This is a genomic window from Amycolatopsis rhizosphaerae, from assembly GCF_007713715.1.
In the GTDB taxonomy this organism is placed as follows: Bacteria; Actinomycetota; Actinomycetes; order Mycobacteriales; family Pseudonocardiaceae; genus Amycolatopsis_E; species Amycolatopsis_E rhizosphaerae.
This window is the reverse complement of sequence record NZ_VJWX01000308.1, coordinates 1-8,589: the sequence shown is the minus strand read 5'-3', so window position 1 is coordinate 8,589 and position 8,589 is coordinate 1. Positions and strand designations below refer to the sequence as shown.

General features: G+C 71.2%; 10 protein-coding genes. 3 read left to right on the top strand and 7 right to left on the bottom strand.

The window, feature by feature from the left end; translation table 11 throughout:
- Positions 1 to 76 precede the first annotated feature (76 nt).
- The 6 genes from FNH05_RS25365 to FNH05_RS25340 form a co-directional block, all read right to left on the bottom strand.
- A complete protein-coding gene (locus FNH05_RS25365; RefSeq protein WP_144591220.1) occupies positions 77 to 631 on the bottom strand; it encodes a cysteine hydrolase family protein in 555 nt (184 codons plus the stop codon).
- A 23-nt stretch (positions 632 to 654) separates the two neighbouring features.
- Positions 655 to 2,058 carry an MFS transporter gene (locus FNH05_RS25360; RefSeq protein ID WP_144591219.1) on the bottom strand — a complete coding sequence of 468 codons (1,404 nt, stop codon included), beginning with the start codon at positions 2,056 to 2,058 and terminating at the stop codon, positions 655 to 657.
- Positions 2,055 to 2,495 carry a MarR family winged helix-turn-helix transcriptional regulator gene (locus tag FNH05_RS25355; protein ID WP_144591218.1) on the bottom strand — a complete coding sequence of 147 codons (441 nt, stop codon included), beginning with the start codon at positions 2,493 to 2,495 and terminating at the stop codon, positions 2,055 to 2,057. The genes FNH05_RS25360 and FNH05_RS25355 overlap by 4 nt, the downstream gene beginning before the upstream one ends.
- A 119-nt stretch (positions 2,496 to 2,614) precedes the next feature.
- Complete coding sequence (locus FNH05_RS25350) at positions 2,615 to 3,841, bottom strand: MFS transporter (protein ID WP_144591217.1); 1,227 nt, start codon at positions 3,839 to 3,841, stop codon at positions 2,615 to 2,617.
- A gap of 170 nt (positions 3,842 to 4,011) precedes the next feature.
- Entirely contained in the window at positions 4,012 to 4,509 is a 498-nt protein-coding gene (locus tag FNH05_RS25345; protein ID WP_144591216.1) for a VOC family protein, read from the bottom strand.
- 12 nt (positions 4,510 to 4,521) lie between these two features.
- Entirely contained in the window at positions 4,522 to 5,286 is a 765-nt protein-coding gene (locus tag FNH05_RS25340) for a pirin family protein (RefSeq protein WP_186382728.1), read from the bottom strand.
- A 148-nt stretch (positions 5,287 to 5,434) separates the two neighbouring features.
- Here FNH05_RS25340 and FNH05_RS25335 point away from each other — a divergent pair, with 148 nt between their 5' ends.
- Entirely contained in the window at positions 5,435 to 5,782 is a 348-nt protein-coding gene (locus tag FNH05_RS25335) for a UBP-type zinc finger domain-containing protein (RefSeq protein WP_144591215.1), read from the top strand.
- 25 nt (positions 5,783 to 5,807) lie between these two features.
- Here FNH05_RS25335 and FNH05_RS25330 read toward each other — a convergent pair whose 3' ends face one another.
- Positions 5,808 to 6,977: a serine hydrolase domain-containing protein gene (locus FNH05_RS25330; RefSeq protein WP_144591214.1), complete on the bottom strand. Its 1,170-nt coding sequence runs from the start codon at positions 6,975 to 6,977 to the stop codon at positions 5,808 to 5,810.
- A 265-nt stretch (positions 6,978 to 7,242) separates the two neighbouring features.
- Between FNH05_RS25330 and FNH05_RS25325 the strand changes: the two genes are divergently transcribed.
- Positions 7,243 to 7,578 carry an L-rhamnose mutarotase gene (locus FNH05_RS25325; RefSeq protein ID WP_144591213.1) on the top strand — a complete coding sequence of 112 codons (336 nt, stop codon included), beginning with the start codon at positions 7,243 to 7,245 and terminating at the stop codon, positions 7,576 to 7,578.
- 5 nt (positions 7,579 to 7,583) lie between these two features.
- The gene (locus FNH05_RS25320; RefSeq protein WP_144591212.1) at positions 7,584 to 8,267 is read left to right on the top strand and encodes a FadR/GntR family transcriptional regulator; all 684 of its coding nucleotides are present in this window, start codon (positions 7,584 to 7,586) and stop codon (positions 8,265 to 8,267) included.
- The last annotated feature ends 322 nt before the right edge of the window (positions 8,268 to 8,589 follow it).

Here is an 8,589-nt window from a genome sequence, read left to right as displayed (position 1 = left end):
AGCCCAACCCACCACAACGTTAAAACTCAAGGGACCCTTCACGGCAGTTCCCCAGTACTGAGCGAGGCGCGGCGGGTCAGCCCGCCAGTGCGGCCGACCACTCCTCGATGGTGCTCACCTCGGCCTGCCTGGCGAGCACCTTGTCCACCAGGACCCGGTGGACCTCGGGATCCGGGTCGTAGCAGCCGTCGGACAGCACGGTGAGCCGGTAGTCGAGGTCGGCGGCCTGGCGCAGCGTGGACAGCACGACCCCGCTCGTGGCGACCCCGGTCAGCACGAGGTGGTCGAGGTCGGCGGCCCTCAGGACCAGCTCCAGGTCGCTGCCGGTGAAGGCGCTCACCCGCTTCTTCGTCACCACGGTCTCCCCGGGAAGGGGCTCGACGGCCGGGTGGATGACGGAACCGGGGTCGCCTTCGGCGAACGCGCCGGGCGGCAGTGCGCCGAAGTTCTTGTTGCGCGGGGTGCATTCGGGATGACCGGCGCGGAAACCGAGAACCACGTGGATGACGGGGATCCCGGCCGCGCGGGCGGCCTTGACCGCTCCGGCGAGCCGTGCGGGATACCCGTCGTCCCGGACGTGGGCGATGATGGCCTGCTGGACGTCCATCACGAGCAGTGCGGTGCCGGGCATGGCATTCCTTTCGGAGGGTTGTGTCACGGTCGGACGGAAGCGGTGGCGGCCCCGGTCGCGGCGCCCACCCGGGCGAGCGCCCGATCCGCGGCGGTCACCAGGAGGAACAGCACGGCGGTGCCGAGCATGAACCAGGACAGGTGGTGCAGCCCCGTCGTGTCGGCCCGGCGGGCGAGGAACGCGCCGTTGGCGGCGGAGGCGACGATGGCGCCCAGGTAGCCGAAGGTGCGCAGCAGACCCGACGAGGAGCCGATGCGTTCCGGATCCGCTTGGTGGTACACGGAGTTCTGCAGCGCGAGGCTGTTCAGTCCCTGGGGGACGCCGAACACCACGGCGACGACGAGGAGCAGCCAGAACGGGCTGGCCGGGCCCAGGGTGAGCAGCAGGACGCAGGCGGCGATCTGCCCCAGCGCGCCCACCAGCAGTTTGCCGCGCACCTGGGCACGCCGTCCCGTGGCGACCGAGACGAGGATCCCCACGGCGAACAAGGGCAGTTGCGCGAGCCCGGCCTGAGCGGCGGAAAGGCCGCGGCCCTGCTCCATCCACTGGGTGTAGCCGTAGAGGAACGCGTAACCCACCACGTAGGCGAGCAGGGCACGCAGGTAGGTCAGGACCAGGGGCAGGTTCCCCCGGAGCAGCCGCAGATCGATGAACGGCGACGCCGCCCGCAGTTCCCTCACCACGAATCCGGCTCCGGCGGCCAGTGTCGCGGCGAGCAGGTACCAGTGGCCGGGGTCGGTGTGCATCAGGAACAGCAGCAGGGATACCAGGGCGACCGCGAACAGGGCCATTCCGGGAAGGTCCAGACCACTGCGGCCGCCTTCGCCTGCCGGTCCGGGTGTCTTCGGCAGGCGCAGCGCACCCAGGACCAGGCCGAGCGCCGCGAGTGGAATGTTCAGCGCGAGTGTGGCGCGCCAGCCGCCGAAACCGATGAGAAGCCCGCCGAGGCTGGGCCCGATCACCGCGATCGTCTGGGTGGCGACGGCCACCGCCGTGAGCACCCCGGCGGGGCTGTCGCGCCCGGTGCGGCGGGCTTCGCTGCGGATGAGGTACATCGCGGACGGATAACCGGCGCAGGTGCCGAATCCGAGCAGCACGCGGGCCGCGATCAGCATCCCGAGGCCGGGGGCCAGCATCCCGGTGATCCCGGCGAGCCCGGTCAGCGCGGTACCGGCGAGGAACAGGCGGCGGGGCCCGTAGAGGTCGACCAGCCTGCCCACGACCGGCTGCCCGATGGCGGTGGCCAGGTACAGCGCCGAAATGAGCCACGCCGTCTGCGACGGGGGCGCACCGAACGCCACCCCGATCGGCACCAGTGCCACCGAGATGATCGAGGAGTTGACCGGGTTCAGGATCGACCCGACGATCATCGGCGCGAGCAGCTTCCGGTCGAAGCCCTCCCCGGGGGAGACTCGGCGCGGCGTCATGCCTCGGTCAGTCTTTCCAGGAGCGCCATCGCCTTCAGCAGCGTCTGCCGCTCCCGCTCGGTGTAGCGGTCGTGCAGCGCGCGGGCCAGCCACTCCTCGCCCGCGCGGCGCTTGTCTTCGAGAAAGGCGTGCCCGGCTTCGCTCACCGACACCAGTTGCCTGCGGCCGTCCCGCGGGTCCGCGCGCCGCTGGACCAGTCCTCGCTCTTCCAGTGCGTTCAGGGTGCTCGTCATGGACTGGTGGCGGACCCCTTCCGCCGCCGCGAGTTCGCTCGCCGACGCCGGTCCCTCCTTGTCCAGCCGGCTCAGCGCGGAGGTCTGGGAGGGAGTCAGCCCCTCGTTGTCGTAGGTGCGCTTGAACCGCCGTCGCAGCCTGCCCACCATGGTCCGCAGTTCGCGCGCGCCCCGCACGGCCGACTCGGCCACCATCTCGTCCATGACCACCCATCTCACAGTTCCGCAGCCCAATCTGTACAGGCTTAGCTGCGCAGTTTTGACTGTATCAGAGAGGCGGACCAGCCGGCCGGCCGATGCGCCGGCCGGCGTGCTGTGAGCGATCAGGCTTCGGCCACGCGGGCGGCCCGCCGCTCGGTCGTCCAGTAGAGCAGCCCGAGAACGGGCAGGGCGGCGGCGAGGACGCTCACCGCGGTCCAGCCCGCCGCGTGGTAGGCGATCGACCCCACCTGCGAGCCGAGCGCTCCGCCGAGGAAGAACGTGGCGATGAAGACGCTGTTGAGCCGCGCCCGCGCGGCGGGATCCAGCCCGTAGATGGTGTGCTGTCCCAGGATCAGCGTGGTCTGCACCGCCATGTCGATCAGGATCGCGGCCAGGGCCAGCAGGACGACGCTGTGCTGCCCGAGTCCGGCCAGTGCCGCCCCCGCGGCCGCCACGGCGAAGGCGGCGCCGGTGATCGGACGGGTCAGGTTCCGGTCGGCCCAGTGCCCGGCCAGCGGCGCCACGGCCGCCCCGGCCGCACCGACCAGTGCGAACAGGCCGACCCCCGTCTCCGAGTAGCCGAAGCCTCCTCCGGTGAGGACGAACGACACCGTCGTCCAGAAGGCGCTGAACGCGCCGAACATCGTGGCCTGGTAGAGCCCGCGCCGCACCAGGGACGGATGCGTGCGCACCAGGCGGACTGTGGAGGCGAGGACGGCATGGTAGGGCAGGCGGGTGGTGGCAGCGTGCGCGGGCAGTGCCGACCACAGCGCCACGGCGAGGATCACGGTCAGCCCGGCCGAGCCGAGGTAGACCACGCGCCATCCGGCGAGGTCGGAGACGAAGGCGCTGATCGTGCGGGACAGCAGGATCCCGGTGAGCAGCCCGCTCATCACCCGGCCGACGATCCGTCCCCTGGCCCGGTCGTCCGCCAGGCTCGCGGCCAGCGGGACCACGATCTGCGCGACCACCGACGTCGCCCCGCTGACCAGTGAGGCGGCGAGCAGCACGGGGAACGCCGTCGCCGTGCCCGCCACGACGAGCGCGACCGTGGTGACCGTGAGCAGCGCGATGATCAGGCCGCGCTTTTCGAGCCGGTCCCCGAGCGGCACCAGGAACAGCATGCCCAGCACATAGCCGATCTGGGTGAGGGTGATCAGCGTGCCGGTGGCCGCGGTGCCCAGGCCGAACAGGGCACCGATCGAAGCGAGCAGGGGCTGAGCGTAGTAGAGGTTGGCGACGGTCAGGCCGGCGGTGACGGCGAGGAGGGCGACGAGCCGGCCCGGCAGACTGGAGGCGGAGCGCGCCGAGGGCGTGCCGGTGGTACCGGGCTCGGTGGGAGCCGACATGGAAGTCCTTTCCGGACAAGGGTTTGCGGGAGGGGCAACGGCGACGCCGGCGCTCCGGGCCGGGTAACGCTTTCCCGGCGCCATACCTTCCCTCGCGGGCCCGGCAGCACCTCGTCGCGGTGGTGGCGCTGTCCGAAGTGGACAGCACCCCCGCGGACGCACCAGGCGCCTCACAACACCGTTTCGCCGTACATCTCGCCGAGGGGGTCGGAGATCAGCTCGATCCGGGCGCCGTCGGGGTCGCGGAAGTACACCGACACCTCGCTGTGCACCACGTGCTCGACGCCGGCCTGGCCGAGTTTGTCCTTGAGCCTCTGCCATCGGGCGGGCTCCACCGAGATCGCCACGTGGTGGAGACCGCCCAGCACTTCCGCGTAGGGACCGAGGTCCAAGCCGGGGAAGTCGAAGAAGGCGAGCAGGTTGCCGTTGCCGATGTCGAAGAAGAAGTGCGACGACCCGGGGTAGTCGCGGTTCTCGATGAGCTCGGTGAGCGGGAACTCCAGCAGGTCCTGGTAGAACCGGATGGTCCGCTCGACGTCGCCCGAGATCAGGGCCGTGTGGTGGAGTCCGCGCGCGCTGGAGCGGGGCCGCTCGGCGGCCGGGCGCAGATGCGCTTCCCGGAGCCGCCTGCGGTGCCCGGCGAGTGCGGTGAGGTCGGGGGTGGTCATGGTCTCGTCCTCTCAGCCGAGGGTGGCGTGCATTTCCCAGACCAGGATCTCGGCGGGTTCGACCGCCGTCACCCGGTGCCCGCCGGTCGCGGTGAAGCGCACGGCGTCGCCCGTGTCGAGCACCCCGGCGCCTTCCAGGTCCACGCTGCCCCGGGGTACGAACAGGTGCAGCAGTGGCGCGTCGGGCAGTTGGACGTGCTGTCCGGGCTCCAGGCGTGCGGCGTGCAGCCCGGCGTACCGGTTGCGGATGCGGATCGCGGCGATGCCCTCGTGCGCGGGCAGGCCCGAGGCGACCGGCACCAGCTCGCCGGCGAGCAGTTCGTGGTCGATCTCCTGCTGGTCGTAACCCGGCTCGATCCCCGCCTCGTCGGGCACGACCCACATCTGGACGAAGTGGACGGGATCGCTGTGCCGCTCGCCCGCCAGCCGCCACGAGTCGTTCTTCTCCGAGTGCAGGATCCCGGTGCCGGCACTCATCCGCTGGGCCAGGCCGGGGTAGATCACGCCGGAGTGCCCCTCGGAGTCCTGGTGCACCAGCGACCCCCGCAGCACCCAGGTGACGATCTCCATGTCGCGGTGCGGATGGGTCTCGAACCCGGTCCCGGGCTGCACGACGTCGTCGTTGTTGACCAGGAGCAGTCCGTGGTGGGTGTTGTCCGGGTCGTGGTGGCCGCCGAAGGAGAACGAATGCTTCGAATCGAGCCAGTCGATCCGGGTGCCCCTGCGCTCGGCCGCCCGGCGGATGTCCACCTGCGGGCGTAGCTGTGTCGTGCTCACCGGTACCGCCTCCAATTTGGTTGACGTGTCATCTGCCTGTGGAACCAGGGTGCCCGCCGGTCTATTCCCCGGCTGATGCGTCCCGCGATCGGGTGGGCAAGACTGTGCGGACCGGCCCAGGCAGGCCGGGGAAACGAGGAGAGAGCAGATGGCCGAAGACACCGGAATCGACGTCACCGCGCCCCCGAGCGGCACCGGGTGCGCGGAATGCCTGGCCTCGGAGGGATGGTGGGTGCACCTGAGGCGGTGCGCGCAGTGCGGCCACATCGGCTGCTGCGACACGTCGCCCTCGCAGCACGCCAGCGCCCACGCCGAAGCCACCGGCCATCCGCTCATCCGGAGCTTCGAACCGGGGGAGGACTGGTTCTACAGCTACGTCACGCAGGAGATGTACGAAGGCCCGGCCCTCGCGCCCCCGCAGCACCGCCCGGTGGACCAGCCGGTGCCCGGGCCCGCGGGGCGCGTGCCCGCCGACTGGCAGGACCACCTCCACTGAGCGGGCCCCGGCTCCCCGAACGGGTCTACAGGGAGGCGTAGAGGGCCTCGACCAGGGCGGTCTTCCTCGGGTCGTCGGCGATGTGGGGGCCCATCCTGTTCATCACGTAGCCGAGGCTGACCTGCGCCTCCGGGTCGGCCAGCCCGCAGGAACCGCCGAAGCCGTCGTGGCCGACGGCGCGCGGATTGGGGCCGTACGAACGGTTTTCGCCGCTGAGCCAGAGTCCCAGGCCGAGTTCGGTCTCGTGGCCGAATCCGGCCCCGAGGATGAGGTCGCGGCAGGCGCCCTGCCCCTCGCGGACCCGTTCGGTGGCTTCGGGGGAAAGGATCCGCCGTCCGTCGCACCGGCCGTTGGCGGCGAAGATCCCGTACAGTGCGGCGATCGCGCGCGCCGTGCCGTGGCCGTTGGCGGCCGGGAGCCGGGCGGCGCGCCACCGAGCGCTGTTGGCTTCGGCCGCGCGCACGACGGGATTGGCCAGTGCGGCGACGGCGACCGGGGGAAGCTCGGTCAGCAAGGCCGAACTGCCCGCCGTGCCCTCCGCGTGCACCAGCCTGGCTGCCCGGCCCGCCTCGGCCTCGGGCAGTCCGATGCCGAAGTCGAGATCCAGCGGCCCGGTGACTTCGCGGCGCAGGAACTCGTCCACCGGCCGCCCGGTGATCCGCCGCACGAGTTCGCCGACCAGGAAACCGAAGGTCAGGGCGTGATACCCCTGCCGCGTACCGGGTTCCCACCAGGGCTCCATGGCGGCGAGCCGGGCCGTGGTCAGCTCCCAGTCGTACAGGTCGGCGACACTCTGCGGCTCGCGCAGGCCGGCGAGGCCTGCCCGGTGGGAGAGAAGGAACCGCACGGGGAGCCCTTCCTTGCCCGCGGCCGCGAACTCCGGCCAGTACCGTGCGACCGGGGCGTCGAAATCGAGCAGGCCGCGGTCGGCGAGGAGGTGCGCGCACAGCGCGGTCACCCCCTTGGTGGTCGACCAGACGGTGACCACGGTGTCCCGTTCCCACCGCCGGGTCCGGCCGGGATCGGCCCAGCCGCCCCACAGATCCACCACGGTCTTCCCGTGCGCCCGCACCGCCACCGCCGCGCCGAGCTCGCCGCGCTCGGCGAAGTTGGCTTCGAAGGCCGCCCGCACCGGGGCGAACCGGGCGTCGCAGCGACCTTCGACCGGCGGTGCCGGGGAAACGGAGTGCGCCATCGTGGCCTCCCTCGGTGGCTGGGAAACACCACCGAACGTAGGGACCGGCGGCAGGCGCGGGGAAGGTGAGTCAACCGGCCGAGTGGTTCCGCACCGCGAAACGTCCGTTGCATCCGGTCGATGACCTGCCTCTCGGGCACTTGAAGCGTTTCAGGTCAGTCATCGGATCTGAACGCGCTGAAGACCCGGATGCGAGCCGAGTGTCGCCCCAGGGTCGGCGGAAAGATCGGATGTATCCTGCCTTCAGGATGAGGGAAGGAGTGGTATGCCGGAGATCGCGCTGCACACGGAGTTGAAGCCCGGCGCCGAACTCGACTACGAGGCGGTGCACGAGAGCATCCCCGCCGACGTGGCGGCCGCGCTCACCGCCAGCGGCGTCCGGGACTGGCGCATCTGGCGCGACGGCACGCACCTGTTCCACCTCGTCGACGTCGAGGACTACGCCGCGATGCGTCACGCGCTGCGAGAGCATCCCGCCAACGTGCGCTGGCAGGCGACGGTGGGGCCGCTGCACGCCACCCCGGACGACTATTCCGGCACCGACGACGGCCTCCGCTTCGTCTGGAGCCTGTCCGGCCAGCTCGCCCGGAAAGGGAACTGACCGCCGTGTCGGTGACCGACGACGCCATCGAGGCGATCAAGCAGATGATCGTGGACGGCGAGCTGAAGCCGGGCGACCGCCTGCCGCGTGAGCCCGACCTCGCCGAACGGCTCGGCCTGTCGCGCAATTCCCTGCGCGAGGCCGTGCGCGCGCTGTCGCTGATCCAGGTCCTGGACGTCCGCCGCGGCGACGGCACCTACGTGACGAGCCTGGAACCGTCGCTGCTGATGGACGCGATGGGCTTCGTCGTGGACTTCCACCGTGACGACACCGTGCTCCAGTTCCTCGAAGCACGGCGCGTGCTCGAGCCCGCCGCCGTGGAGCTGGCCGCGCAGCGGATGTCCACAGAGGACATCCAAGGGCTCGCGGAGCTGCTCGATTCGCTGGGCGAGCGGCCCACGGTCGACGAACTGGTGGAAAACGACCTCGAGTTCCACCGCAGGATCGCCGCCGGATCGGGAAATCCGGTGCTGTCGTCGCTGGTGGAGAGCGTGTCCGGCCGGACGCAGCGCGCGCGGACCTGGCGGGGTATCACGCAGGAAGGCGTGGTGGAGCGCACGCTGACCGAGCATCGCGCGATCCAGCAGGCGCTGGCGGCGCGCCAGCCCGACGTCGCGCGCGCGTGGGCGACCGTCCACATCGTCGGCGTCGAGCAGTGGCTTCGCCAGACCCTCGTCGAACCCACCTGACATCCCGGGTGGAGGGCCCCGGCAAAGTCCGGAGGGCCCCGGCGGTGCCCGGCCCTCCCCCGGGCGAGTCCCACGCTCCGGCAGGAATGGGCGCCGTGAGGGGCCCCCTCACAGCCAATACGACCAGGGCTCCGGCGAAGTCGCGTGAGTGGTGGCCGTGAAGGGTCCCTTCACGGTCGATTTGACTGTGAAGGGACCCTTCACGGTCGATATGACTGTGAAGGGACCCTTCACGGCTTGCCCCAGTCCCTCCGGCCGGGGGTGAGGGGCCTGCAAAGGGGTTGCGCCGCCGGTTACTGGCCGGGAGGGCGCAGGCGGAGGT